The organism is Flavobacterium sp. AC267 (genome assembly GCF_979258715.1).
The window spans coordinates 2072757-2099209 of sequence record NZ_OZ409875.1; the positions used below are offsets into that span (position 1 = coordinate 2072757).

Consider the following 26453-nt stretch of genomic DNA (forward strand, 5'->3'; position numbering starts at 1 on the left):
TTTGTAAAAAAATTAACACATAGAAAAATAGATTTTTAATGCTTTAAAAGATTGCAAAAAAGAAACTAGTTTCTCTCACATACTATATTTGTTTTGACAAGTGAAACATCTTCTACATTTCTATTGTCTATATTTCTATGCCTTAAAAAAATTATGCAATATGTATGTTTACAATGGTTTATTTATTCGCCCTGTTTTTTTATCATATCCGTACGGGCAATGACGGTACACTTTTGCGAAGCAATAACCTCTTTTTAAGTGGTGTTTTTCGGTAAAGCATTTATAACCTTCGGGTGTATAATAAAAATCTTCGCCCTCGATTAATTTATTTTCATTACTTTGCTCTTTCATAAAACTGCTTTCGGTCGTATTTTATTTCTTAAAAATCAAAAATAAGTATTTGATTATGATTTTAATGAAATCTAATAATTTTATATCTACAAATTTATAAATTTTACAGCCAATGTTTCTGATTGTTGCTAAATATTTAATTCCGAAAGGATATCGTGGAATGGCTTTATTTCCTTTTGTTTTAATGAAATATGATTTTGATAAATCGAACGCAACTTTTGTAAATCACGAAAAAATTCATTTAAAGCAACAAATAGAAATGCTGATTCTGCCTTTTTTTATTTGGTATTTTTTGGAGTATTTAATTCGGTTGCTACAATATAAAGATAAAAATCTGGCGTACCGAAATATTAGTTTTGAAAGAGAAGCTTACGCTAAAGAAACCGATGTGGACTATTTAAAAAACCGATCTTTTTTTCAGTTTCTGGATTACATCAAATTAAAATAAATTCCATTTTGAACCAACAAATTCATATCAATTTTCCGAATGCTGTTTCTTTGACCATTAAACGGGAGGATCTTATTCATCCGTTTGTTTCGGGAAATAAATTCCGAAAATTAAAATACAACTTACTTCAGGCGAAAGCCGAAAACAAAGAAACCTTACTGACTTTTGGCGGAGCATTTTCCAATCATATTGCTCGCGGTGGCGTATGCGGGAAAAGAGCAGGGTTTTAAAACCATTGGAATCATTCGCGGAGATGAGCTTTTTGATAAAATAGAAGAAAACCCGACTTTGAAATTTGCGCAGGAAAACGGAATGCAATTTGAGTTTGTTTCAAGAGAAGAATATCGTTTAAAAAGCGAAACTTCATTTTTAGAAAAATTAAAAGACAAATTTGGCGATTTTTATTTAGTTCCTGAAGGCGGTACAAATGAACTCGCGGTAAAAGGCTGTGAAGAGATTTTGACAGATGAAGATGCTGGCTTTAATTACGTTTGCTGTGCAGTTGGAACGGGCGGTACAATTTCTGGATTAATTAATAGTGCATTGCCAAATCAGAAAATTTTAGGGTTTCCAGCGTTAAAAGGTGACTTTTTAACCGATGAAATTCGTATTTTTGCAAAAAAAGATAACTGGAATTTAATTTCTGACTATCATTTTGGAGGTTATGGCAAGGTAAATTTGGAATTAATCGAATTTATTAATTCTTTTTTTGAAGAAACAAAAGTGCCCCTAGATCCAATTTATACAGGAAAGATGGTTTTTGGCGTTATAGATTTAATCAGCAAAAATTATTTTCCTGCAGATTCAAAAATTTTACTCATTCACACCGGCGGATTGCAGGGAATTAGCGGGATGAATATAAAATTGAAGCAGAAAAAATTACCAATACTTAAAACGAATGATTAAAAAAATTGTATTGCTCTTCACTATATTAGTTTTGGCAAGCTGTTCGTCTAGCAAACCAGCTATTGCAACTACTAGAAAAGCGTGCGGTTCAGAAACCGCGAGTGGCGACGACTAAAAAAACTACTCCGGTTAAGCCAATTGGCAAAAATTATCCTTCTACAAACAATACAACTGAGGTTATTCAATCTACTTCAAAAACAGTTGTAACCAGCGATTTAATTAACAATTATGTTTTGCAATTTAAAGACATTGCAATGGGAAACATGAAGACATACGGAATTCCAGCGAGTATTATTTTAGCTCAGGGAATTTTGGAATCTGGTGCGGGAAGAGGAGATTTGGCTGTTGATGCTAATAATCATTTCGGAATTAAATGCCACAAAGAATGGCTGGGTGAAAGTGTTCGCCACGACGATGATTCTGCTCAGGAATGTTTTAGAAAATATCCGCAAGCTTCGGATTCTTACAGAGATCATGCGTTGTTTTTGGTTGGCAAAAAAAGATATGAGACTTTATTTACTTATGAAAAAGACGATTATAAATCTTGGGCAAAAGGATTGAGAGCGGCAGGTTATGCTACAGATCCTAAATATCCCGATAAGTTAATCAGCTATATTGAACGTTACAATCTGCATCAGTACGATTGTCTGGTTACGGGAAGAGATTATGCTCCAATCAATAAAACGGCTCCAACTAGAAGTTCTTCATCCGTTGCGAATTCAGATCCGAAAATAAATATGAATTCATACGATCCAAATTCATATGAAGTTCAAAAAGGAGATACACTATATTCCATTTCAAAAAAATTCAATTTATTGGTTGATGATTTAAAGCAAAAGAATAATTTAACCGATAATGCAATTTCAATTGGACAAAGGTTGAAAGTGAAATAAGTTTTCAGTCTCAGTGACAGTTTTCAGTTTTGAAAAAATTAATCTAAAATCCAAAATAAGTTTTCAGTTTTATAATCTAAAATCTATCCCGACGCTTCGGGACTAAAATCTAATATAAAAATGTTATATAAAAGAAGTAGTCAGCTTTTTGCTGCGACAGAAAAAGTAATTCCAGGAGGCGTAAATTCACCCGTTAGAGCATTTAAAGCGGTTGGCGGAACTCCGATTTTTGTAAAAAGTGCCAAAGGGGCTTATTTATATGATGAAGACGGAAACAAATTAATAGATTACATCAACTCTTGGGGGCCAATGGTTTTGGGTCATGCTTATCAGCCTGTTGTTGATGCGGTAGTCGAAAAAGCAAAATTGGGAACTTCATTTGGAATGCCGACCGAACTGGAGACAGAAATTGCGACTTTAGCGGTTTCTATGGTTCCAAATATTGATAAAATTAGATTTGTAAATTCAGGTACAGAAGCTTGTATGAGTGCAATTCGTCTGGCTCGCGGATTTACAAAAAGAGATAAAATAATAAAATTTGCCGGCTGTTACCACGGACATTCTGATTCATTTTTGATTCAGGCGGGAAGTGGTGCTGTTACCTTCGGATCTCCAAATAGTCCAGGTGTTACAGAAGGAACTGCAAAAGATACTTTATTGGCAAAATACAATGATTTAGAGAATGTAAAAACTTTAATAGAAGCTAATAAAGGCGAAATCGCGAGCAATTATTATCGAAGCAGTTGCTGGAAATATGGGTTGTATTCCGCCTCAAAAAGGTTTCTTAGAAGGTTTAAGGGAATTGTGTACAGCAAACGGAATTTTACTGATTTTTGATGAGGTAATGACAGGCTTCCGTTTAGCTCGCGGTGGAGTTCAGGAATTGTATAATATCAATGCTGATATTGTAACTTTCGGAAAAGTAATTGGAGGAGGACTTCCAGTTGGTGCTTTTGCGCCCGCCAAGAAATCATGAATTATTTAGCGCCACTTGGTCCGGTTTATCAAGCAGGAACATTATCTGGAAATCCGTTAGCGATGGTCGCCGGATTAGCGATGTTACAATCATTGAATAATGATCGTGAGGTTTTTACACGTTTAGAAGAAAAAACAGCATATTTAGAAGCAGGAATTGACAGGGTTTTAAAAGGAAATAATGTTGTTTTTACAATCAATAGAGTAGGTTCTATGATTTCTGTTCATTTTGATGCCAATCCAGTTGTAGATTTTCAAACGGTCGCAAAAGGAGATAACGAAACGTTTAAAAAATTCTTCCACGGATTATTGCAAGAAGGGATTTACATCGCGCCATCTGCTTATGAAACTTGGTTTATTACAGATGCTTTGACATACGAAGATTTAGATTTTACAATTAATGCTATTGATAAAGTTTCGAAAACATTCTAATCTAATAGAAAAATAAATTATAAAGGCTCACTTTTACTAAAGTTGAGCCTTTTTTATGCAAGAATTTTATTAGTTAATAAAAAGTTAATACTATTCGGTTTAGTTGTATAATTGTAAGTAAAATTTATTTTTGTTTGAGAATTAACCACTAAACCAACACTAAATGAAGAAATTTTTCATTTTATCTTTACTAGCCAGTTTTACGCTGTTTCCTTCCAAACAATTTGCCCAGAGTAAAAAGAAAAAAGATCAAAAAGAAGTTCCGGCACCTTTGCCAGAAAAGAAACCAGAAACTACTATTAAGGACTACAATAAAGTAATTACTAAAGATGCTGTTTCAGACGACGGCCTTTTTACGGTTCATAAAGTCGATAAAAAATACTATTTCGAGATTCCGAATAAATATCTAAACAAAGACATGCTTTTGGTAAGCAGGCTTGCAAAACTGCCTTCTAATTTAGGAGGAGGTTATGTAAATGCAGGTTCTGAAACTAATGAGCAATTAATTATCTGGCGGCGTTTTCAAGATAAGATTCTCATCAAATCAAAATCATATAATGCAGTTGCCAATGATACACTGCCAATTAGTATTTCGGTAAAATCAAATAATTATGAGCCAACATTATATGCTTTTGATATTGTTGCTTTTAGCAAAGACTCAGCAAATACTGTTATTGATGTTACAAAGTTTTACAGTACAGATGTAAAAGCAATAAGCGGAATTTCAGCAGAAATGCGTGAAACTTATAAAGTAAAAGGACTCGATGATTCGAGAAGTTTTATTAATTCGATGAAAAGTTTTCCGATGAATATCGAAGTGGTTCAGGACTTTACATACAATGCTTCGAAACCGTCAACGCTTGAACAATCAGAATCGATAAGTATTCAAATGAACCAATCGATGGTTTTACTGCCAGAAGTTCCAATGAAACCAAGGTTAGCAGATTCGCGTGTGGGATGGTTTACGGTGAGTCAATACGATTACGGAAGCAACGAACTTAAATCTGATCTTAAAACCTATATTCGCCGTTGGAGATTGGAACCAAAAGATCCAGAAGCGTATAACAGAGGAGAATTGGTAGAGCCAATAAAACCAATTGTATATTATTTGGATCCTGCGACACCAGAAAAACTAAAAAAATATATTAAACAAGGAATTGAAGAATGGCAAAAACCTTTTGAAACAGCTGGATTTAAGAATGCCATAATTGCAAAAGATGCACCGACAACAGAGGAAGATCCAGATTTCAGTCCAGAAGATATTCGCTATTCTGTAATTCGTTATGTAGCAAGTACGACACGAAATGCCGTTGGCCCAAGCGTTTCAGATCCTAGAACTGGAGAAATTATAGAAAGTGACGTTATTTGGTATCACAATCATTTGCGTTCTTATAGAAATAGATATTTACTAGAAACTGGTGCGACAAATCCGTCAGCACGAACTTTGCAGACAAGTGATGAAGAAATGGGAGAAATGATGCGAATGGTAATTGCTCATGAGGTTGGGCATGCATTAGGTTTTCCGCATAATATGGGAGCAAGTTGTGCATTTGATATTGAAAGCTATAGAAATGGTGATTTTACACAACAAAACGGAATTGCAGCAAGTATTATGGATTATGCGCGTTTCAATTACATTGCACAGCCTGGTGATAAAAATATTCGTTTTATCCGTAAAATGGGAGCTTACGATCATTATGCCTTAAATTGGGGATACAGAGTAATTCCAAACGTGAATTCTCCTGAAGAAGAAGTGCCAACGCTTGATAAATGGATACTAGACAAAGCGGGAAATCCAATTTATAAATTTGGAAAACAAAGCGACTCTTTTGATCCAACATCGCAGACAGAAGATATTGGGAATAATTCGATGAAAGCGAGTTCCTATGCATTTAAAAATTTAGAATTTGTTGCAGGTCATTTAAATGAATGGACAAGCGGCGCGACCAATAATTATGAAGATTTAGAAGAATTATACAAAGAATTACTGGATTGCTGGAGCCGATATGTTGGGCATGTTGTAACAAATGTTGGAGGAGTTTATGAAAATTCCAAAAAGCCAAATCAGGCAGGAAGTGTTTACGAAGTAGTTGCAAAAGCAAAACAAATAGAAGCAATGAACTGGCTTCAGAAAAATGCTTTTGAATCTCCAACTTGGATTGTAAACGTAAAAACATTACAAAACACAGAGTTTTCGGGTTATACAGAGAAGTTTAGAAATCTGCAGGTGAGACAGCTGAATAATTTAATGAGTTTAGGGAGAGTTGGAAGACTGATGGATAATGAAATCCTGAGCGGTGATAACTATAAAGCTTTAGATTTCTTTAAAGATCTTCGTAAAGGAATTTGGAAAGAATCAAGTTCAGTCGCAAATGTTACAGTATATCGCAGAAACTTACAGCGTGCCTATATCGACAGAATGGGCTATTTGATGACAGAAGAAATTAAACCAACTGATCGATCTACAGTTTATTACAATGTATCTCAATCCGATTTGAGAGCGCTGGTAAGAGGAGAATTGACAATGTTGAGAAAAACGCTCGGCTGCCGGAAAAGCTGCGGCAGTTAATACAGAAACAAAATATCATTATGAAGATTGTATCAAAAGAATTGATTTGATATTGAATCCGATTAAATAGTAAAAACAAAAAAAGAGGCTTTTAAGGCCTCTTTTTTTATGCAAGAATTAGATTTTTTCTTTTCTGTGCTCTTTCATTTTTTCTCTCGCTTTATCTTTTTTCTCTTCTTGCAAAGTTTTCCATTTTGTGTATTGGTCGGCTTTTAAGATCGATTTCATTTTAGCATCATTTGCTGCAACTTCGTCTTCCATTTGTTTTTTGAAAGCCGCTCTTTCTTCAGCAGTTGGCTTTGTATTACTGTCTTTTTTGTCTTTACGAGCTTCTCTGAATTTTTCCGCTTTAGCGCTTCTATCTGCTAATAATTGTTTTACTTGTGCTTGCTGATTAGCATCCAGACTCAATTCAGTTGTTAGTTTTGCTAACTGTTTTTCATTGCTGTCGCTCAGGAGTTAATTTTTCTCTCTTTTGACCGCCGTCTTGTGCAAAGCTTGCTACTCCAACAAATAACAAAGCCGCGATGATTAATTTTTTCATTTTTTAAGTTTTTTTAATTGTTTATAGGAATAAGACTTTTTTAAATTAATTAGGTTTAATTCGATTGTAAGAATTATAGTTTATTTAACAAATTAAAAAATATTTTAGAATTAGGAAATAGTAAAAAGTACCGCCAATTATTATAATTGTGGCTTGTAATGGTATTTTGAAATTTTGATATTGTATTATTTTTGTGAAATTAATGTGCGTGTTGATTTTTAGTATTTTATATATATGGATTATTTAAAAAAAATAATATGGATAATAAAGAAATTGAATTATATAGAGAAGAAATATTAGAATTAACAGAACTTTTAAAAACAGAGTGGTTAGATTTAAAAGAATTATTGCAACACTCAGGTCTAGATCCTGATAATTTATTTTTAATATCTTACTGTGAAGATGAAAAGCAAAATGAATTTGGAGTTCTCTTTACAAATGAAAAGAAAGTAGTTCAATTTGAAATTTATGGTGGTGAATTAATTTTGAAAGATATTACAGGTGTTGAAGGTTTTGAAAATGAATTTCCGCAAATAAAAGTGGTTAAGGATTATTTTTAAAAATCTGATATAGTATGAAAACAAAAAAAGATAAAATATTTGGTCAAATTATATACAAAGATTTATGGCTAGGTTCTACAGAGCTAGCTATTTTTGGAGAAACTAAAAAAATAGAACTTAGTATATATGGAGAAGAGGATGAAGAGTTTACATCCAATCAACAAGAGGCTTTTGTGAATTTTACTAAAAAAATGCAAGAAATTAGTAAAGAATCTGAAATGCAGATTTTTAAATATTACTTAGAAAATGTTGAGGATTATCGCCCCATGAAAATAGATCTTAATGAAGTGGATAAAGTTGCACAAAGAATACCGTCAATCGATAAATTGAAACAGCTGGTGATTCCAACAGGCTTATTATTACAATATGATTTTGGAGATGATATTAGAAGAGTTGGACTATTGTTTGATTGTAGCTGGGAACCCGAACATGGTCTAGCTGTTAAAATAGAAAATGAAAAAGTAATAGAAGTTGGTTTTCAAGATATAGTATTATAATCAAGAAGAAAGAGCTGTAAAAAGCTCTTTTTTTATTGTAAGAAATTCACTTTAAAATAAATTCCTTAAATTTAAGGAATCTATCAAAAACAACTTAATCATGAGTGCAGTTTCAATCAATAATAAAATAGCCTTCTTCTCAACCCAGCCTTACGACAAAACGTTCTTCAATAAATACAATTCTGATTTTGGTTTTGAATTGGATTTTTTTGAAACACAACTCAATCCGCAAACCGTTATTTTAATTGAAAAAGCTGAAATTGTCTGCGTCTTTGTAAATGATATTGTAAATGAAGCAGTAATCAAACAATTAGCAGAAAAAGAAGTGAAAATTATCGCACTGCGTTGCGCAGGTTTTAATAATGTCGATTTAGAAGCGACGAAAAAATATAATTTAAAAGTCTGTCGTGTTCCTGCATATTCTCCTCAGGCAGTTGCAGAACATGCGATGGCAATGATTTTAACTTTAAACCGAAAAACACATAAAGCCTACAACAGAGTCCGCGAGCAGAATTTCTCCCTAAACGGATTATTAGGTTTTGATCTATTCGGAAAAACAATTGGAATCATTGGAACAGGAAATATCGGGAAAGCTTTCGCAAAAATCGCCTTAGGTTTTGGGTGTAAAGTCTTAGCGTATGATATTGTTACAAATGAAGAAATGATAAAAGACGGCGTTTCTTTTGTGAGTTTAGAAGAGATTTTTAAATCGAGTGATATTATTTCGCTTCATTGTCCGCTAAATGCACAAACAAAACATGTCATTAACAAAGATTCCATTGCTTTAATGAAAGACCACGTTATGATTATCAATACAAGTCGCGGCGGATTAATTGAAACAGCCTGCGTAATCGAAGGTTTAAAAGAAGGCAAAATAGGATATTTAGGAATCGATGTTTACGAACAGGAAGAAAAGCTGTTCTTTAGAGATTTGTCTGCAGATATTATTCAGGATGATGCGATTCAGCGTTTAATGAGTTTTCCGAATGTCTTGGTTACAGCGCATCAGGCATTTTTCACCAATGAAGCTTTAACGCAGATTGCCTTGGTTACGTTTAATAATATAAAATCATTACTTACGCAAAATGATATTGAAAACAAAGTCGCTTTATTAGTTTAAATAGATTTGAAGTAAAAACATAATCTTAAGAATTTAAATAAAAGAAATTATGAAAAAGAAACTTTTAATAGTCTTGGGAATACTAACAATATATTCCTGTCAGAACAAAGATAAAACCGATGATAAAAGTATCATTAAAACAATCGCCGAAGATACATTGTCAAAAACCGTTGCGGGTACTGCTGACGTGAGTGACGCGCCGGCAAAAGAAGATAAAGCAGTCGACGTGATTCGAAAACAATTAAATGTTTTATTAGAGAAAGATCTTCCTGCAATGACAAAAGATGATCGGTTTTTTTATTATGAAGCTTTTGATTTGAATAATGATAAAAAAGACGAATACCTTGTCGGTTTTTCCAATCCGTATTTCTGCGGAAGCGGCGGTTGTTCGGGATATATTTTAAATAATGATGGAAGCGTAATAAATCGTTTTACCATAACCAATTTTCCTATTTATGTAACCACTTCATCAACTGAAAAGTTTTATGATCTTATTTTTGAAACTGGAGGAAAGTTTCATCTCTTAAAAATGAAAGGTGGAAAATATCCTTCAAATCCTTCTGTTCAGGAAAAATGGAATGGCGAGGTTCCGAAAGAAAGTACTAAGGTTTTAGATATTCAAGGAAAGAAATTAGAGAAGTATGCGTTTTAAAATATTCAAACCCGACCGGTTTTAAACCCGGTCGGGTTTGAATATTTGATAATACAACTATTTTTTTAAAATTTTAGAAAGTGTTTTAGGATTTTGTCTATTATCCCAAAATGCAATTATAATTAATTCTTCACTAGTTATTTTATAAAAAATATTGTAATGTCCTAAGATTGATCTTCTAATATCTGGAAAACTGGTTTTAATGTAGATTTCAGGATTACTTGCCAGAAATTGAACCCTTTCTGCTATTTCAATAATTAGTTTCTTCGAATATGTTGCAGATTTATTTCTTTTGGTCCAGTAACTTAATATTTTTCGTCTTTGTAAAACTGCAGTTGTAGTCCAAATTATTTTGACAGCCATTCTAAATCTTCTTTGTCTAAATCTTCTTGTGAAATAACTCTTCCATATTTTATATCTTCTTCACTTTCTTTAAGCATATCTATTTCGTATTCCTCAAATTGATAATCATCAGAAGCATCTGTATTTTTTAGAAGGTTTCTAATTTTTTCTAATAAAGTAACATCTTCAATATTCTTGAGCTTATCAAATATCTCTAATTTTATTTCTAAAGTGCCCATAATAATATATTTTAAAAATCAAAGTTATGCAAATTATACGAAAAAACCCGACAGGTTTTTAAAACCTGTCGGGTTTGAATATTAGAATCAATTTTGGAATTTGGAATTTCCAAAAATTGGAATTTTAAAAAATTACTCCACCAACTCCACAAATTTAAACTCACCTTCAACAGCAACCTTAGTCAAACCATGTTTAGATAAGTTTTTCATAGATGCATCCCATTTTTTACCGCTTAAATTCGCAGTAATTTTTAATTGCTTGCAGATCCATTTTATTTTCATTTCCTTTCAATAAATCTACGATAAATTTCTCTTCATCAGAAAGTTCAATCTGAGCTTGTTTTTTCTCCGGACGCATTTGTGGGAACAATAAAACTTCCTGAATCGATGCATTGTTTGTTAAATACATAATCAAACGATCCATTCCAATTCCCATTCCAGAAGTTGGAGGCATACCATATTCAAGGGCTCTTAAGAAATCCTCATCGATAATTCCGTTTGCTTCATCATCACCTTTTGCGACCAAACGCATTTGATCTTCAAAACGCTCACGCTGATCAATTGGGTCGTTTAATTCAGAATATGCATTTGCAATTTCTTTACCACAAACCATCAATTCAAAACGCTCTGTAAGATCTGGATTGTCTCTATGCTCTTTACATAAAGGAGACATTTCTTTTGGATAATCAGTAATAAAAGTTGGCTGAATATAATTTCCTTCGCATTTTGCTCCAAAAATTTCATCGATTAATTTTCCTTTACCCATTGTGTTGTCAACGTCAATTCCCATGCCTCTTGCGGCTTCGAATAATTCTTCTTCGCTTTTTCCAGAAATATCAAAACCAGTAAAATGTTTGATAGAATCTGTCATTGTAACACGTGCATAAGGCGCTTTAAAGTTGATTGTGTGCTCGCCAAAAGTAACTTCGCTGGTTCCATTTACGGCAACTGCGCAATGCTCCAGCAAACCTTCAGCAAATTCCATCATCCAGTTGTAGTCTTTATAAGCTACATATATTTCCATTGCAGTAAATTCAGGATTATGCGTTCTGTCCATTCCTTCATTACGGAAGTTTCTAGAAAACTCATAAACACCTTCAAATCCACCAACAATTAGTCTCTTTAAATATAATTCATTCGCAATACGCATGTAAAGCGGCATATCAAGCGAATTATGGTGCGTGATAAACGGACGCGTAGCAGACTCCACCAGGAATTGACTGTAAAACAGGAGTATCAACCTCAAGATATCCAGCGTCGTTAAAGTAACCACGCATTGCTGTAAATAACTTTGTACGTTTGATAAAAGTTTCTTTAACCTGCGGATTAACCGTTAAGTCTACGTAACGCATTCTGTAACGTAATTCAGCATCGTTAAACGCATCATGAACGTTTCCTTCTTCGTCTACTTTTGGTAAAGGAAGCGGACGTAAAGTTTTACTCAAAAAAGTAAATCCGTCAACACGAATACATTGTGCACCCACTTTTGTAGTAAATAATTCTCCTTCAATACCAATAAAATCACCTAAATCAGTTAATTTTTTAAAAACCGTATTGTATAAGGTTTTATCATCACCTTCACACAAAACATCGCGGTTTACGTACAATTGAATACGTCCGTCGCTATCCTGCAATTCAGCAAAACAAGCTTTTCCCTGATCTCTCACGCTCATCAAACGACCCGCAACGATAACCTTCTTACCTTCTTCAAACGACTCCTTTATTTGCTTAGAAGTATGATTTACAGGAAAAAGATTAGCTGGATAAGGATTGATTCCCAGACTGCGTAAGTTTTGAAGTTTTTCTCTTCTGATGATTTCTTGTTCTGATAATGCCATTTTGTGCTCTTTTTTTTAAGTGTGCAAAGATAAAGAAAAGAATGTAGAATTTAGAATGCAGTTTTTAGATTTTTTAAAGCGGCAATTTATTGGGTTTCAAGTACCTTTTGTCCCGCTATCCGTTTCAATCTTTTATGTCGAACCCCGACATAAAAGGATTTACACTTCTATCGGGGCTGGATTAGACCATTTTGTTTTTATCAGACTTTTATATTGTATGAAAATAACTAAAAAACTGATTATCTTAGAACTCAAAACTTACAACTTTCTCGAAAAAATGAAATACCTATCAAGTTTATTAATTCTAGTTTTATTTACAAGCTGTCAAATTACCGAAACTATTATCATCGATTCAGACGGAAGCGGCACTATAAAAGTGGAGCGACTTAGAGACGAAAACAGTTATATGCAATTGGCTGGTGAAGAATATTCTAAAGAAAATATTTTTGAAGATACCACCTATGTTTTCAGAGAATATATCGATGCATACAAAGAAAATTTTTCAAAATATACACCACAAGAGCAGGAGTTATTTCGAAGGTATGAGAATGTAAATGTACATCTTAAAAAAAGTTCCTTTGAAAAAGAATTTAAAAATGAATTATCACTTCATTTTAATAAGGTCTCAGAAATTCCAGATTTATACAAAACGGAAGATTATGCCTCGGATATTCAGCATAATTATGCTTTGACTGCAGAAAATCATTGTTACAGAATTGGATATGACTTTGATGGTGAGGTTTTTAAAAGAACGATTACGATCATAAATACAGAAGAATTAGAAAAAGCAAAGCAAGAATCTGAGAAGTTTACAAAACGTTATGGTGCCTCAAATTTGATGCAGATTTATGTTTTAAAATATCATTTTCCGAGAAATATAAAATCAGTTTCCAACCCTAAAGCGGTTATTAGTTCCGATAAAAAGTTTTTCACCTTAGAATTTCTGCTTTCAGATTTTTACGGTAATCCTGAAATAACAAATTTGGAAGTTGTTTTAGAATAGATTTAGGATTGAGTAATCTACAGAAAAAAACGATAGTTTACGTCCATATAGTTAACAGATTCAACAATTCAACGATTCAACAATTCAACAATTCAACGATTCAACGATTCAGCAATTCAACGATTCAACAATCAAACGATTAAACGGTTCAACAATTAAACGATTAAACAAATTAACAATTCAACAGTTCAACAATTCAACAGTTCAACGATTCAACAATCAAACGATTAAACGATTAAACGATTAAACGGTTCAACAATTAAACGATTCACCGCTTAAACAAATTAAACAAATCAACAATTAAAAAGTCTTCGTATCTTTGATAAAAATTAGCAACACCATGAAATTATACAAATTACTAAGTTTTTCTTTTTTAATAGCGACATTAACAAGCTGTACTTTTACTGAAAATATTTATATCAATGACAACGGAACTGGAAAATTTGCTGTCGATATGGATGCTTCTGCCTTAATGGAAATGGCTGGTGATCAAATTGCAGGTCAAATGGGAGAAGACGCCAAAAAAGATATCGACTCTACTTTTACTTTCAAACAATTGTTTGAACAGAAAAAAGATAGTATTGCTAAATTATCTCCTGAAACTCAAAAAGAGCTTAAAAAACTCGAGAACTTTGTAGTTACAACCAAAATGAGTGCAACGCAAAAACAGTTTTTAATGACATTAGGAACCGATTTTAAAAATGTAAACGAACTGCAGGATATTCTACAGACGATGAGTACATTTCAAAAATTAGAAGGAGGAGCCAGTGCGGGGTCGCTTGGAAGTGGTTTTGGAGATAATAACAGTACATTAAGTTATACATACGACGGAAAGAAATTTACAAGAAAAGCAGTAATCGATCAACAAAAACTAGCGGCAAAAGCAAAAGATTCTGCTCCCGATATGACAAAAATGATGTTTGCATCTTCAAACTATATTGTAAAATATCACTTTCCAAAAAAGATTAAGAAAGTCTCTAACCCAACTGCATTATTCAGCGACGATCGAAAATCAATTACAATTCAATACCCTTTTACGGATTATATGGAGAATCCCGACAAACTTAACTTTGACGTTGAGTTTGAAAAATAATTAAAATGAATAAAAAAATCCAACTTCAGGATCTGGGAAATAAAGATTACAAATCGACTTGGGAATATCAGGAAGAAATTTTTAAAGACATAGTCGATTTAAAAATCAAAAACAGGAGAGAAGAACTTGATCTGCCAACACCAAATTATTTATTATTTGTTGAGCATCCGCATGTGTACACTTTAGGCAAAAGCGGCGATTTAGAAAACTTATTATTAAACGAAAAACAACTCGAAGCCAAAGGAGCAACTTTCTATAAAATCAATCGAGGCGGCGATATTACGTATCACGGACCAGGACAAATTGTTGGTTATCCAATTCTTGATTTAGAAAATTTCTTTACAGACATTCATAAATACCTCCGATTTCTCGAAGAATCAATTATTATGACGTTAGCAGAATATGGCTTAGAATCGGGCAGGAGCGAAGGAGAAACGGGAGTCTGGCTGGGTGCAGGAACTCCGTTTGCGCGTAAAATATGTGCTATGGGCGTTCGCGCTTCGCGCTGGGTCACCATGCATGGATTTGCTTTAAATGTAAACGTAGATTTAGGCTATTTTGATAATATTATTCCGTGCGGTATACGCGGAAAAGGAGTTACCTCTTTAAACGTAGAACTTGGAGTAGAAAAAGTTGACGAAGACGAAGTAAAAGCAAAAATTCTAAAACATTTAAAGAATTTATTTGAAGCTGAAATAGTTTAATTGATACAAGAAAAAAGACTTATCCATTTAGATAAGTCTTTTTTTTATTCGAAGAAATTTAATTCTAATTGTTCAGGAAGAAGTCTAAAACTCATTCGGTGGTATTTTGTTGTTCCGAATTTTTTTATCGCTTCTCGATGCTCTTTAGTCGGATATCCTTTGTTTTGTTTCCAGTTGTACATCGGAAATTCTTCGTGAATCTGGTCCATATATTCGTCACGATATGTTTTAGCCAAAACAGAAGCTGCAGACAATACTCAAAAATTTCCCATCACCTTTTATAATACTTTGATTCGGAATCGATTTTAACAGCGCAATTTCATCAGTAGAAAACTGTCTTCCAAAAGTATTTTTAAGTCCAAGCTTGGCATTCAAAGCACGGTTTCCATCTACAATAATAAATTCAGGGACATGCTTTAATTTTAAAATGCATTCCTGCATTCCTTTCATTGAGGCATTCAGAATATTTATTTCGTCAATTTCATCTGGAAGTAAATGCGTTACAGCAAAACAAAGTGCTTCTTTTTCTATAATTGGTCTTAAAAGAGCTCTTGTTTTTTCAGATAATTGTTTGCTATCGTTTAATAGTATATTCTCAAAATCTGCGGGAAGAATTATAGCAGTATGCAGTAACGGGGCCGGCGAGGCATCCTCTTCCGGCTTCATCAGTTCCAGTTTCCAAAATAAATCCTGAGAAATTTTTTTCGAGCATTCTTTCTTTTTTTAAAACGCAAATATTATCATTTTTTGAAAATTGACCTAAAATGAAGTCTTAAAAAATAGCAAAAAGTTATCTATATGTTTTTGTAATATTTATGGAAATAGGTAATCAAATATCATTTTTACTAACGCTTAGATTTTTTTGTGTTTTTGACGATTTGATTGAATTTAAAACTGCTTTTAATTGTGTTTGGAGTATTTTTTTTAATGAAATCAAAAGAATAAAGACAAAAACGAAATCAAGACAAAATTAAAAGACTATTTTTAATAGGTTAAATTCTACAAAAAAATAAGATTGTTATTTGTTAAATTAACCTTGTTACAGTTGGAAAAGTTAAATTAATGTTAAAAAATTAAAGTGATAAAAAAGTCCTATTTAACCATTTTGTTAAACATAAGTAGGTGTATCGACGAATTTGTTGGATTATTTATTGCAAGTGTTAATTAAACATTAAAAAATCCTTAGAAACTATTAAAAAATGGTTTGTGATTTTAAGAAATAATTAAGATGTTTGTTTCCTACTAATTCAAAATAAATAAAAATGAAATTAAAATTACAATGGATTTTTTTCTTTGTACTAACATTATCAATGCAATTGATGATGGCGCAAGAAAGAAACATTAAGGGAATTGTAACAGATGCTAGTGGTCCTGCTCCAGGAGTAAATGTAACTGTTCAAGGTTCAAAACAGGGCGTTCAAACTGATTTTGATGGAACATATTTAATAAAGGCACAAACAGGAGACATAATTATTTTTTTCTTTTATAGGAATGGAAGAAAAAAGGGTTACTGTTGGGACTTCAAATCAGATTGATGTAGCCATGATCTCAGCTTCTAAGACTCTTGAGGAAGTTGTGATTGTAGCTTATGGTAAACAAAAAGCAAAGTCTATCGTAGGGTCAGTTGCAATATTAAGTTCTGACGTCCTTCTAAAACAACAAGCAACAAACGTTATGACTGCATTACAAGGTAGTGTTGCAGGGGTAAATATTATTGCGGCTGGTGGTATGCCAGGTGAAAATCCAACGATTCGTATTAGAGGTGTGAATTCTATTAATGCTTCGGCAGAACCATTAATTGTTTTGGATGGAGCTCCTTATAGTGGAAATATTAACTCTATTAGTGCTGATCAAATAGAATCAATGAGTGTTTTGAAAGATGCGTCTTCTACTGCATTGTATGGTTCAAGGGGAGCTAATGGTGTAATCTTAATTACTACGAAGAGAGGTAAATTTGATTCAGCTCCAAAAGTGAATTTTACAACAACTGTTGGTTTTGCTGATAATGCAGTGCCTTTGCATAAGCGTGTTAGTACTGATGATTATATGAAATTAAATTGGGAAGCAATTAGAAATTCAAACCAATATGTTAGTGGGCAAACTGCAAGCAACAGCGGGTTTAAATGCGTCTAATAGTTTAATATCTTCTATAGGTTATAATCCATATGGAGTTGCTAATCCTGTTGATGCTAACGGTAATTTAGTTACGACTAATAAATTGTGGGATACTGATTGGGAAGGTCTAATGTTAAATAATGCGGCAGTAAGATCAGAACATACTTTATCTTTTTCTGGAGGTAGTTCAAGTACAAGATATAATTTTACTTCAAACTATTTGTCTCAAGAAGGAAATGTTGTTACATCAAAATTTGAAAGAATAAACTCTAGATTAACTCTTGATACTAAGATTAATAACTGGATGAAGGCTGGTGTTACAATGTTTTATTCTACATCAAAACAAAATTTCCCTTCACAAAGTGGTTCTAGTTTTCAAAGTTCAATTCAGTGGATTTATAATGTTCCGTCTATTTATCCAGTATATAGACATGATGGAAGTGGTAACTTAGTTTATGATGGAAATGGAAACAAAATCTTCGATTATGGAGGAGGTGTAGTTGGACAAAGTGTAAACGCGACAAGACCAACTTTTAATAATGAAAATGCTTATGGTTCGCTATATATGTATAAAGTAGGATATGATAGAGATAGTTATACTGCTAATGGTTATTTAGAGTTCAATATCACAAAAGATTTAACTTTTAAGACTAACTTAGCTTATGATAAATATCTATATGATTCTTATAATTATGCAAGTAATGAAGTAGGTTATGCATCAAGTGTTGGAGGGCGTGTAACTCAGAACAGAAATATAACAACGGGAGTGAATTTTATTAATAGTTTAAACTATAAGAAAACTTTCGGGAAGCATGGTTTCAATGCAGATTTAATTCAGGAGGCATACCAGTTTAAATTAGATGCAATGGGAGCTCAAGGAGAAGGTTTTTTACCAGGTGTTTATGTTTTAGGAGGTAGTACAAATCCAACATCAGTTTCTGGATATATTTCAGAAGAGCGTATTTCTAGTTATTTAGGCCGTTTAGCATATAATTATGATGAGAAATATTTCATTGAAGGTTCTTTCAGAAGAGATGGTTCTTCTAGATTTAATAGTGATGTTAGATGGGGTAGCTTTTATGCTGTCGGAGGATCATGGTTGATTTCTGAGGAAAATTTCCTTAAAAATAGTAAAGTAATTAGTGAATTAAAATTAAGAGGATCTTATGGTGAATTAGGTAACCGTAGTACTCTTAACAGTGATGGTACAGATAATTTTTTCCCATACCAACAATTATTTGACACAGGTTGGAATGAGGGAGATAATACTGGTGTTGTATTAGGAAATGCAGTTGACCCATTCTTAACTTGGGAAAAAAACAAGACTACAGATATTGGATTAGATTTTGGTTTATTTAATAATAGAATTACAGCTACGGTAGATTATTATGATAAAAAATCAAAAGATTTGATATACAATAAGCCGTTACCAGGATCTACAGGTAATACAGGGGTAACAACAAATGTTGGAGGTCTGAGAAATTACGGATGGGAATTTGCTTTGAATACTAGAAATATCGAAACTAAAAATTTTGTTTGGAATACTAATATAAACGTATCTACAAATAAGAATGAAATAACAGAGTTGACTCAAACAAGCTTTATTAACGGAACTAAACGTTGGGAAGTTGGTAAGTCATTGTATGATTTTTATATTCAAGAGTGGGCTGGTGTAGATCCAGCAACAGGTTACGGAATGTGGTATAAAGATGTTTTAGGTACTGATGGTACACCAACAGGTGAGCGTGAAACAACAACGGTTTATGCTCAAGCAACTAGATACGATGTTGGAAAATCATCTTTACCTGATTTTGTAGGAGGTATGACGAATTATTTCAGATACAAAAATCTTGATTTGAATATTTTGTTCAATTTTAGCGTTGGTTCTTATGTATACGATAGTTCTTATGCAAGTTTGCAGGCAGGCTATAAGAGTGCAGGTAGAGCAGTTAGTGTAGATGCGCTAAATAGATGGCAAGCGCCTGGAGATGTTACAGATGTACCGTTGTTGTTAGCTTCGAATAATGATTTTAATTCACAATCAACTCGATTCTTGTTCAAAAATGATTATGTAAGATTAAAAGCATTGAATTTTGGTTATAATTTTCCAAGTAGTTTAATTGAAAAAGTTAATTTATCAAAATTACGTTTATATTTCCAAGGAGATAATTTATTGACTTTCCAATCTCATAAAGGGATTGATCCTGAGCAAAACTTTGCAGGTACTACTGATAGTAGATCATACAACTTAAGAGTTATGTCATTTGGTTTAAATGTAGAATTTTAATATAAAAAAAGATGAAGAAAAATATTATATCAAAAGTAGTTATTGCTTTTATCGCAATAATGATGTTGGTGGGATGTAGTGAGGAGTTTTTAGACGAACCAAAACCTACACAGGGTGTTCCTGAGACTGTAATTTTTGCATCACGTGACGGAGTTGAAGCCTTTATCTCTGGTATTATGAGTAGATACAGAGGACAATATACAAATACTGATGCCGCAGGTTTGAATTCAATTTTCTTTGCTAGATCAGTAAAAGGAAATGATTTAATCCAAACTGATAACTGGTTTGGTTTTGATTATGCTAATGATAATAGAGAGCCTACATACAGAAGAACAGTTTTTTCTTGGAACTATTCTTTCTACATGGTAAATCAAGCAAATGCATTAATTAACGGTGTAGAAATAAGTACAGATCTTACTGAGGCTGATAAGGTTGAATTAGTCGCCTATGGTTATGCATTAAGAGGGTTCTTTTATCATCAATTGGTTTTAGAGTTTTGTCCAACCTATGCGGCTGGTACAAGTTTTCCTGCTCCGCCTATTTATACTGAATTGTCTCAAACAGGTAATCCAATGTCAACAGTAGGGGAAGTATATGATTTTATTGTTTCTGATTTGCAAAAAGCAGTAGCTGGATTAAAAGATACAAGATTAGGAAAAACTTATATTAATAAGCCTGTTGCGAATGCTATTTTGGCTCAGGTTTATCAAGCAATGGGAAATAAATGGCCAGAGGCTGAAGCTGCAGACTAAAGCGAGCTTACGGTGGAAATCCAACAGCAGTTTTAAACGTCGCTCAATATAGTACAGGATTTGATAATGTTGACAATACAGAATGGTTATGGGGAAGTGCAAATCGTTCTGATCAAAGTAACTATTATTATAATGCTCCTGCTTCTATGATGGATCATTTGACAACTTCATACTCTGCAACATATATTAATAATGATTTTGTAAATTTATTTTCTGCTACTGATGTTAGAAGAAGATTTCAAAGAAAGAGTGCTTCAATAACGAGTACAGCTGATTTCAGATATTGGATATCTACTAAATTTAAATTTACTTTTGAGGGTGATAATCCAATCATTAGAACTCCAGAAATGATATTGATCGAAGCTGAGGCTAAATATAGACAAGGTTTAACAGCTGATGCTCACACTTTATTATACACTTTGCAAAAAAACAGAGATGTTAATGCCGTTAAGTCTACCAATACTGGAAATGATTTATTAAATGAAATTTTAGTTGAAAGAAGAAAAGAACTTTACGGAGAATGTGGTGTTGAATGGTTTGATGCTAAGCGTTTGAGAAGAGCTATTACTAGAACTGGTAATCATAGAATTGGTGCTTGCTGGAAATTTAACAGTTGATGACAAAAAATTCTTCTTAAAAATTCCTCAAGCTGAAATTGATGCCAATGAATTTATCGATGGCTCGGTAAACGACGGACGATAATTCTTTTAGTTAATTTAATAATAAAGCCGAGTTTGTTTTTCAAACTCGGCTTTATCTTTTTACATTTGCAGGATATATTTATCTAAATTATGAAGCATTTAGCAAGAAGTTTATTTTTATTCGGTTTTTGTTTATTTTCAACTTTATTATTTTCTCAAGTAAAACCAGCTTCTAAAAATAATTTAGATATGAATACGGAATATTCAAGTATTACTGATACCGTAAAAAAGAAAAAGCCAAGATCGCTACAATAGATCAATATAAAATTATTACGCTGGAGCACGATACCATTTATCAAGATACTTCACTAACGCTTAAAAGTGCTTACCGACAAAATCACCTTAGAAAAGACCTTTTTGGATATCAGGAATTTTCAAATATTGGCCAGCCTTTAAATACGTTACAATATAGTTTAACGAGTTTCTCTCCATATCCTGAAATTGGTTTTAGCGGAAAACATTTTAATTATATGCAGGCAGATCAAATTCGTTATTATTCTGCGGCGACACCTTTTACAGAATTGTTTTTTAATACAACAATTAACAAAGGGCAAAATGTAGATTCTTTTATCACATTAAACATTTCTAAAAATCTGAATTTTTCAATTGCCTATAGAGGTTTAAGATCTGAGGGAGATTATATTAATCAATTGGTCAGTGCTGGAAATTTTAGATTTACAACCAGTTATGCCACAACAAGCAGACGTTATGCCATAAATGCACATTATACTTTTCAAGACGTTTTGAATGAAGAAAACGGAGGGATAACCAATGATGCCAATTTTGAAAGCGATAATCAAGATTACAAAAACCGACAAAGACTACAGGTTTATTTGACTGATGCTGAATCTTTATTAAAAGGCCGAAGATTATTTTTTGATCATGCTTTTAGAGTAAACCCAACAAGCGGTAATAATAATTTGTACGTGACGCATCAATTTAATTATGAAAATAAAGGTTACGAATACAAACAGCCAACCGTGCTTTCTACCGTAACGGATAATGATAATAACAGCGTTCGTGTGGCACGTTTTGGCGATTCTTATGTAGCAAGCGCAATTAACGATCAAACAAAATATGAACGCCTTTATAATAAAGCAGGACTTGCTTATGAAAATTCGCTTTTAGGGAAGTTTAACTTTTTTATAGATGATTATAGATCAAATTATAAATATGAAAGATTAATTATTGATAGTGATGGAAACGCTGTTCCTGATAACTTGTTTTTACAATTCAATAATGTCGGCGGGCAATATGAATACCAAAAAAACAAATGGAATGGTAGATTTCTATATTCTAGATCGATTACCAATCAGTCTCTTTCAGATTTAGATGCTAAACTGAGATACGATTTAAACGATGAAATTAAATTTGATTTTAGATATCGCAACATCAATAAACTGCCAAATAACAATTATAATTTGTACCAAAGCGACTGGATAGAATACAACTGGTCACATGATTTTAAAAATGAAAAAATTAATTCTCTAAGCGCTGAAATCCAGACGCCTTGGCTGACAGGGCAGGTTCAATATACAGTACTGAAAGATCACTTATATTTTACAGATGATGCAACAGATGAGCAGAAAGCAGGAAATATTCAAATCGTTAAACCATTTCAATACGGAAACGTTATTAATTATTTGGAAATAAAAGCAAGCAGAGAATTTAAATTTGGTCCTTTTGCATTAGATAATACACTTTTATACCAAAAAGTAGATCAGTCAGATTTAATTTTAAATGTTCCTGATTTTGTAACCAGAAACACATTTTACTATTCAGGTTACTTTTTTAAGAAAGCGTTATATCTTCAGACTGGTCTTGTATTTAACTATCTTACAAAGTATTATGGAGATGATTACAATCCTGTTATTGCTGAATTTTTTGTGCGAGCAGGATAAAAAAATTGGAGGTTTTGCAACATTCGATTTTTTTGTGAATGCTAGAATTCGCCAGACAAGATTTTATTTAAAAGCAGAACATTTCAATGTCTGCTTTTTCACAAAGTAATTACTATGCAACGCCAAATAATCCATATCGTGATTTTGTACTGCGTTTTGGTTTAGTTTGGAATTTCTTCCAATAAAAAAAACTTACTTTCATTTAGAACCACATATTAAACTTAAATAAAATGGACTTTTCAAAAAATATTTTAGAAACAATTGGTAACACACCATTAGTAAAGCTTAACAAAATTGTTGCTGAAATTGATGCGTTAGTATTGGCAAAAGTCGAAACCTTTAATCCTGGTAATTCTGTAAAAGACAGAATGGCGGTAAAAATGATTGAAGATGCTGAGGCTGACGGCCGATTGAAACCGGGAGGAACTATTATTGAAGGAACTTCGGGAAATACAGGAATGGGACTTGCTCTTGTAGCAATTATTAAAGGATACAAATTGATCTGTGTTATCTCTGATAAACAGTCAAAAGAAAAAATGGATATTCTTCGTGCTGTTGGGGCAAAAGTTGTCGTTTGTCCAACAGATGTTGAACCTACAGACCCTCGTTCTTATTATTCAGTTTCAAAGCGTTTGGCAGAAGAAACACCAAATTCTTGGTATGTAAATCAATATGATAATTTATCAAATTCATTAGCTCATTATGAGCAGACAGGACCAGAAATCTGGAAACAAACCGATGGGAAAATTACTCATTTTGTTGTTGGAGTAGGAACGGGAGGAACAATTTCTGGAGTTGGAAAATATCTAAAAGAAAAGAATCCGAACATTAAAATTTGGGGAATTGATACGTACGGTTCTGTTTTTAAAAAATACCATGAAACAGGAATTTTTGACGAAAATGAGATCTATTCTTATATAACAGAAGGAATTGGAGAAGATATTTTACCAAAAAATGTTGACTTTTCTTTAATCGATGGTTTTACAAAAGTAACCGATAAAGATGCGGCGGTTTATACAAGAAAAATTGCGATGGAAGAAGCGATCTTTGTTGGAAACTCAGCTGGAGCTTGTATAAAAGGTTTATTGCAGTTAAAAGACCAATTTAAGCCAGATGACGTAGTAGTTGTTCTGTTTCACGATTCAGGAAGCCGTTACGTTGGTAAAATGTTCAATGACGATTGGATGCGTGAGCGTGGATTCTTGGAAGAAAACGTCACAAAAGCAGAAGACGTTATTAAAGATCATATTGACAAGGAATTAATTGTTGTTCGTACCGAAGAATTGGTTTCGCATGCAATTGAACGTATGCGTAAATATAAAATTTCGCAGATTCCAGTTGTAGATATCAATGGTTTTGTAGGTTCTGTTGATGAAACAGACTTATTTAGAAGCTACGTTGCAGATAAAAATGTTGCCGAAAAACCAATTAAAGATGTAATGGGCAAGCCTTTTCCAATTGTACAATTAGGAACTCCAATCGAAGAAGTTTCAAAACTTTTTACAAAAGAAAATGATGCAGTTCTGATAGATTTAGGAAACGGACATCATCACATTATAACGAAATATGATATCATTGGCTCAATAAAATAAGCCTTTACAATAAAACTCATCCATAAATCTAATTGCTTTTACAATTCGATTTGTGGATTTGTCATTTAAAAATAAAAAATGAATTTTACAGCTATTGATTTTGAAACTGCTACGGGACATCATCCTTGTTCAGTTGGTATTGTTACGGTTCAGAACGGGATAATTGTCGACGAATTCGTAACATTAATAAAACCGCCTAATAACGAATATAATCCATTTACAATTCGTGTTCATGGCATTTATCCAAAAGACACAGTCAACTCAAAATCTTTTTATCAAGTTTATCCTGAAATTGAAAAGAGACTGAAAAATCGCGTTGTAGTGGCACATAATGAAAGTTTTGACCGCAATGTTTTGATGAAATCAATCTTGCTTCACGGCTTAAATTATGAAGACTTGAATATTGCAACAAAGTGGGAATGCACAGTTAAAATATTTAAAGCAAAAGGTTTTAAGCCAACAAAACTTAGCGACTGCTGTCGTGAAATGAATATTAAACTCAATCACCACGAAGCTTTATCTGATGCCAGAGCATGCGCTAAATTGTATATGCTTCGATAAATAAAAATCACTATTTTGTAAGAATAGTATTAAAATTTTATTATTTTTAGATTTTATAATTATCTTTTAAAATCTAAAAATGAGAGAAGACTTCCTTCATTATCTCTGGAAATTCAAGAAGTTTGATACTTTGAATTTAAAAACCGCTCAAGGTGAATTAATTACCATCATTAAAACAGGAGATTACTTAGAACTTTCTGGGCCTGATTTCTTCAATGCACATATTAAAATTGGAAATCAAAAATGGGCAGGTAACGTAGAAATTCATTTAAAATCGTCTGATTGGTATTTGCACAATCATGAAAAAGATCCCGCGTATAAAAATGTAATTCTTCATGTCGTTTGGGAGAATGATACTCCAATTTTTAGAGAAAATAATACCGAAATTCCTGTTTTGGTTCTAAAAGAATATGTCGCAAAAGAAGTGGTTTCTAATTATCATGAATTAGTCTCTCCAAAAACATGGATTTCATGCGAGAAACAAATAAAAGAAATCGACAGTTTTGTTTTTAAAAGCTGGCAGGAAAGACTGTTTTTTGAACGTTTAGAGCGTAAATCAAAGTTTATATACGAATTATTAGAAGAAACAAATCAAGATTGGGAAGCGGTCTTATTTTGCCTTCTGGCTAAGAATTTTGGCTTAAACACAAACGGAAATTCTTTCTTACAAATTTCAAAAGCAATTCCATTTTCAATAATAAGAAAAGAAAGTTTCGAAATAGAGAATTTAGAAGCATTATTTTTTGGAACAGCAGGTTTGTTGGATTCGGAAAAAGAAGATGTTTATTTTAAAGATCTAAAATTTAGATATTTTTACTTGTTGCATAAATATCAGTTTGAGAAAACCATAATAGAGCCAATTCAATTTTTTAAGCTTCGCCCTGATAATTTCCCCACAATCAGGCTTTCGCAATTAGCAGGAGTATATCACAAACATCAGAATTTGTTTTCTAAAATTATTGAATTAAAATCTCTTAAGAGTGTTTATGAGTCTGCTAAATATTTCGGTCGCTCCATACTGGCAAAACCATTACCAGTTTGATAAAGAAAGTCCGAAGAAATCTAAAATCCTTTCAAAATCCTTTCTAGATCTAATTGTTATAAATACTATAATTCCGCTTCAGTTTTCTTATTCTATGATGATGGGAGAATCAATTGCAGAAGATTTGATTGATTTTATGAACGAAGTCGCTCCCGAAAAAAACGCAATAATTGACAAATTTGATTTGTTTGAAATAAAGGCTGAAAATGCATTTGAAAGTCAAACCCTATTAGAACTCAAAAATGAGTACTGCAATAAGAAAGCCTGTTTGCAATGCGCTCTCGGCTTAGAACTTCTTAAAAATAATTAGAATTTGAGAATTAGAAAATGAGGTAA

At 32.7% G+C, this 26453-nt stretch carries 22 protein-coding genes and 7 pseudogenes; 23 read left to right on the top strand and 6 right to left on the bottom strand.

Annotated elements, in window-relative coordinates; all coding sequences use genetic code 11:
* Positions 1 to 168: 168 nt before the first annotated feature.
* On the bottom strand, positions 169 to 351 hold the full coding sequence (locus ACZZ95_RS10650; protein ID WP_463469000.1) for a DUF5522 domain-containing protein: 183 nt from the start codon (positions 349 to 351) through the stop codon (positions 169 to 171).
* Between the two features lie 112 nt (positions 352 to 463).
* On the opposite strand from ACZZ95_RS10650, the gene ACZZ95_RS10655 reads away from it, so the two are divergent.
* The 5 genes and pseudogenes from ACZZ95_RS10655 (at position 464) to ACZZ95_RS10675 (ending at position 6644) form a co-directional block, all read left to right on the top strand.
* Positions 464 to 799, top strand: coding sequence for a hypothetical protein (locus tag ACZZ95_RS10655; RefSeq protein ID WP_463469001.1), 336 nt, complete (start codon positions 464 to 466; stop codon positions 797 to 799).
* Positions 796 to 1705, top strand: a pseudogene (locus tag ACZZ95_RS10660) (1-aminocyclopropane-1-carboxylate deaminase/D-cysteine desulfhydrase). Before ACZZ95_RS10655 ends, ACZZ95_RS10660 begins: the two are co-directional and overlap by 4 nt.
* Positions 1698 to 2598 (top strand): annotated as a pseudogene (locus tag ACZZ95_RS10665) (glucosaminidase domain-containing protein). Before ACZZ95_RS10660 ends, ACZZ95_RS10665 begins: the two co-directional pseudogenes overlap by 8 nt.
* 120 nt (positions 2599 to 2718) lie before the next feature.
* Positions 2719 to 4005, top strand: a pseudogene (gene hemL / locus ACZZ95_RS10670) (glutamate-1-semialdehyde 2,1-aminomutase).
* Between the two features lie 163 nt (positions 4006 to 4168).
* Positions 4169 to 6644 (top strand): annotated as a pseudogene (locus tag ACZZ95_RS10675) (zinc-dependent metalloprotease).
* A 47-nt stretch (positions 6645 to 6691) separates the two neighbouring features.
* Here the strand turns inward: ACZZ95_RS10675 and ACZZ95_RS10680 are convergent.
* Positions 6692 to 6985 (bottom strand): hypothetical protein, encoded by a 294-nt coding sequence (locus ACZZ95_RS10680; RefSeq protein ID WP_463469002.1) that lies wholly within the window; start codon positions 6983 to 6985, stop codon positions 6692 to 6694.
* A gap of 390 nt (positions 6986 to 7375) precedes the next feature.
* Between ACZZ95_RS10680 and ACZZ95_RS10685 the strand changes: the two genes are divergently transcribed.
* From ACZZ95_RS10685 to ACZZ95_RS10700, 4 genes are all read left to right on the top strand, one after another.
* Positions 7376 to 7678, top strand: coding sequence for a hypothetical protein (locus ACZZ95_RS10685; RefSeq protein ID WP_463469003.1), 303 nt, complete (start codon positions 7376 to 7378; stop codon positions 7676 to 7678).
* A gap of 14 nt (positions 7679 to 7692) precedes the next feature.
* The gene (locus tag ACZZ95_RS10690) at positions 7693 to 8175 is read left to right on the top strand and encodes a DUF6985 domain-containing protein (RefSeq protein ID WP_463469004.1); all 483 of its coding nucleotides are present in this window, start codon (positions 7693 to 7695) and stop codon (positions 8173 to 8175) included.
* Between the two features lie 100 nt (positions 8176 to 8275).
* On the top strand, positions 8276 to 9295 hold the full coding sequence (locus tag ACZZ95_RS10695) for a 2-hydroxyacid dehydrogenase (protein WP_463469005.1): 1020 nt from the start codon (positions 8276 to 8278) through the stop codon (positions 9293 to 9295).
* A gap of 49 nt (positions 9296 to 9344) precedes the next feature.
* Positions 9345 to 9947, top strand: coding sequence for a hypothetical protein (locus ACZZ95_RS10700; protein WP_463469006.1), 603 nt, complete (start codon positions 9345 to 9347; stop codon positions 9945 to 9947).
* A 57-nt stretch (positions 9948 to 10004) separates the two neighbouring features.
* Here ACZZ95_RS10700 and ACZZ95_RS10705 read toward each other — a convergent pair whose 3' ends face one another.
* From ACZZ95_RS10705 to lysS, 3 genes and pseudogenes are all read right to left on the bottom strand, one after another.
* On the bottom strand, positions 10005 to 10310 hold the full coding sequence (locus tag ACZZ95_RS10705; RefSeq protein WP_463469007.1) for a type II toxin-antitoxin system RelE/ParE family toxin: 306 nt from the start codon (positions 10308 to 10310) through the stop codon (positions 10005 to 10007).
* Positions 10295 to 10528 (bottom strand): hypothetical protein, encoded by a 234-nt coding sequence (locus ACZZ95_RS10710; protein WP_463469008.1) that lies wholly within the window; start codon positions 10526 to 10528, stop codon positions 10295 to 10297. Before ACZZ95_RS10710 ends, ACZZ95_RS10705 begins: the two co-directional genes overlap by 16 nt.
* 132 nt (positions 10529 to 10660) lie before the next feature.
* Positions 10661 to 12366: pseudogene (lysS, locus tag ACZZ95_RS10715) on the bottom strand (lysine--tRNA ligase).
* Between the two features lie 277 nt (positions 12367 to 12643).
* Between lysS and ACZZ95_RS10720 the strand changes: the two are divergent.
* From ACZZ95_RS10720 to lipB, 3 genes are all read left to right on the top strand, one after another.
* Positions 12644 to 13369, top strand: a complete 726-nt coding sequence (locus tag ACZZ95_RS10720) for a hypothetical protein (protein ID WP_463469009.1) — start codon at positions 12644 to 12646, stop codon at positions 13367 to 13369.
* A gap of 340 nt (positions 13370 to 13709) precedes the next feature.
* On the top strand, positions 13710 to 14462 hold the full coding sequence (locus ACZZ95_RS10725) for a hypothetical protein (RefSeq protein WP_463469010.1): 753 nt from the start codon (positions 13710 to 13712) through the stop codon (positions 14460 to 14462).
* A 5-nt stretch (positions 14463 to 14467) separates the two neighbouring features.
* Positions 14468 to 15166 carry a lipoyl(octanoyl) transferase LipB gene (gene lipB, locus ACZZ95_RS10730; protein WP_095954810.1) on the top strand — a complete coding sequence of 233 codons (699 nt, stop codon included), beginning with the start codon at positions 14468 to 14470 and terminating at the stop codon, positions 15164 to 15166.
* 44 nt (positions 15167 to 15210) lie between these two features.
* On the opposite strand, the pseudogene ACZZ95_RS10735 reads toward lipB, so the two are convergent.
* Positions 15211 to 15878, bottom strand: a pseudogene (locus ACZZ95_RS10735) (ribonuclease HII).
* A 550-nt stretch (positions 15879 to 16428) separates the two neighbouring features.
* Here ACZZ95_RS10735 and ACZZ95_RS10740 point away from each other — a divergent pair.
* From ACZZ95_RS10740 to ACZZ95_RS10790, 11 genes and pseudogenes are all read left to right on the top strand, one after another.
* Positions 16429 to 16701, top strand: coding sequence for a carboxypeptidase-like regulatory domain-containing protein (locus ACZZ95_RS10740; RefSeq protein WP_463469011.1), 273 nt, complete (start codon positions 16429 to 16431; stop codon positions 16699 to 16701).
* A complete protein-coding gene (locus ACZZ95_RS10745; protein WP_463469012.1) occupies positions 16658 to 17299 on the top strand; it encodes a TonB-dependent receptor plug domain-containing protein in 642 nt (213 codons plus the stop codon). The genes ACZZ95_RS10740 and ACZZ95_RS10745 overlap by 44 nt, the downstream gene beginning before the upstream one ends.
* Positions 17259 to 19568, top strand: coding sequence for a SusC/RagA family TonB-linked outer membrane protein (locus tag ACZZ95_RS10750; RefSeq protein WP_463469013.1), 2310 nt, complete (start codon positions 17259 to 17261; stop codon positions 19566 to 19568). The genes ACZZ95_RS10745 and ACZZ95_RS10750 overlap by 41 nt, the downstream gene beginning before the upstream one ends.
* Positions 19569 to 19579: 11 nt before the next feature.
* The gene (locus ACZZ95_RS10755) at positions 19580 to 20320 is read left to right on the top strand and encodes a RagB/SusD family nutrient uptake outer membrane protein (protein WP_463469014.1); all 741 of its coding nucleotides are present in this window, start codon (positions 19580 to 19582) and stop codon (positions 20318 to 20320) included.
* 146 nt (positions 20321 to 20466) lie between these two features.
* Complete coding sequence (locus ACZZ95_RS10760) at positions 20467 to 20937, top strand: RagB/SusD family nutrient uptake outer membrane protein (protein WP_463469015.1); 471 nt, start codon at positions 20467 to 20469, stop codon at positions 20935 to 20937.
* 374 nt (positions 20938 to 21311) lie between these two features.
* Positions 21312 to 22922 (top strand): putative porin, encoded by a 1611-nt coding sequence (locus tag ACZZ95_RS10765; RefSeq protein ID WP_463471656.1) that lies wholly within the window; start codon positions 21312 to 21314, stop codon positions 22920 to 22922.
* Positions 22876 to 23031 carry a putative porin gene (locus tag ACZZ95_RS10770; RefSeq protein WP_463469016.1) on the top strand — a complete coding sequence of 52 codons (156 nt, stop codon included), beginning with the start codon at positions 22876 to 22878 and terminating at the stop codon, positions 23029 to 23031. Before ACZZ95_RS10765 ends, ACZZ95_RS10770 begins: the two co-directional genes overlap by 47 nt.
* The gene (locus ACZZ95_RS10775) at positions 23009 to 23107 is read left to right on the top strand and encodes a putative porin (protein WP_463469017.1); all 99 of its coding nucleotides are present in this window, start codon (positions 23009 to 23011) and stop codon (positions 23105 to 23107) included. The genes ACZZ95_RS10770 and ACZZ95_RS10775 overlap by 23 nt, the downstream gene beginning before the upstream one ends.
* Before the next feature lie 45 nt (positions 23108 to 23152).
* The gene (locus ACZZ95_RS10780) at positions 23153 to 24514 is read left to right on the top strand and encodes a pyridoxal-phosphate dependent enzyme (RefSeq protein WP_095954815.1); all 1362 of its coding nucleotides are present in this window, start codon (positions 23153 to 23155) and stop codon (positions 24512 to 24514) included.
* Positions 24515 to 24592: 78 nt separating this feature from the next.
* Positions 24593 to 25075: a 3'-5' exonuclease gene (locus ACZZ95_RS10785; RefSeq protein WP_463469018.1), complete on the top strand. Its 483-nt coding sequence runs from the start codon at positions 24593 to 24595 to the stop codon at positions 25073 to 25075.
* A 79-nt stretch (positions 25076 to 25154) separates the two neighbouring features.
* Positions 25155 to 26427: pseudogene (locus ACZZ95_RS10790) on the top strand (DUF2851 family protein).
* Positions 26428 to 26453 lie beyond the last annotated feature (26 nt).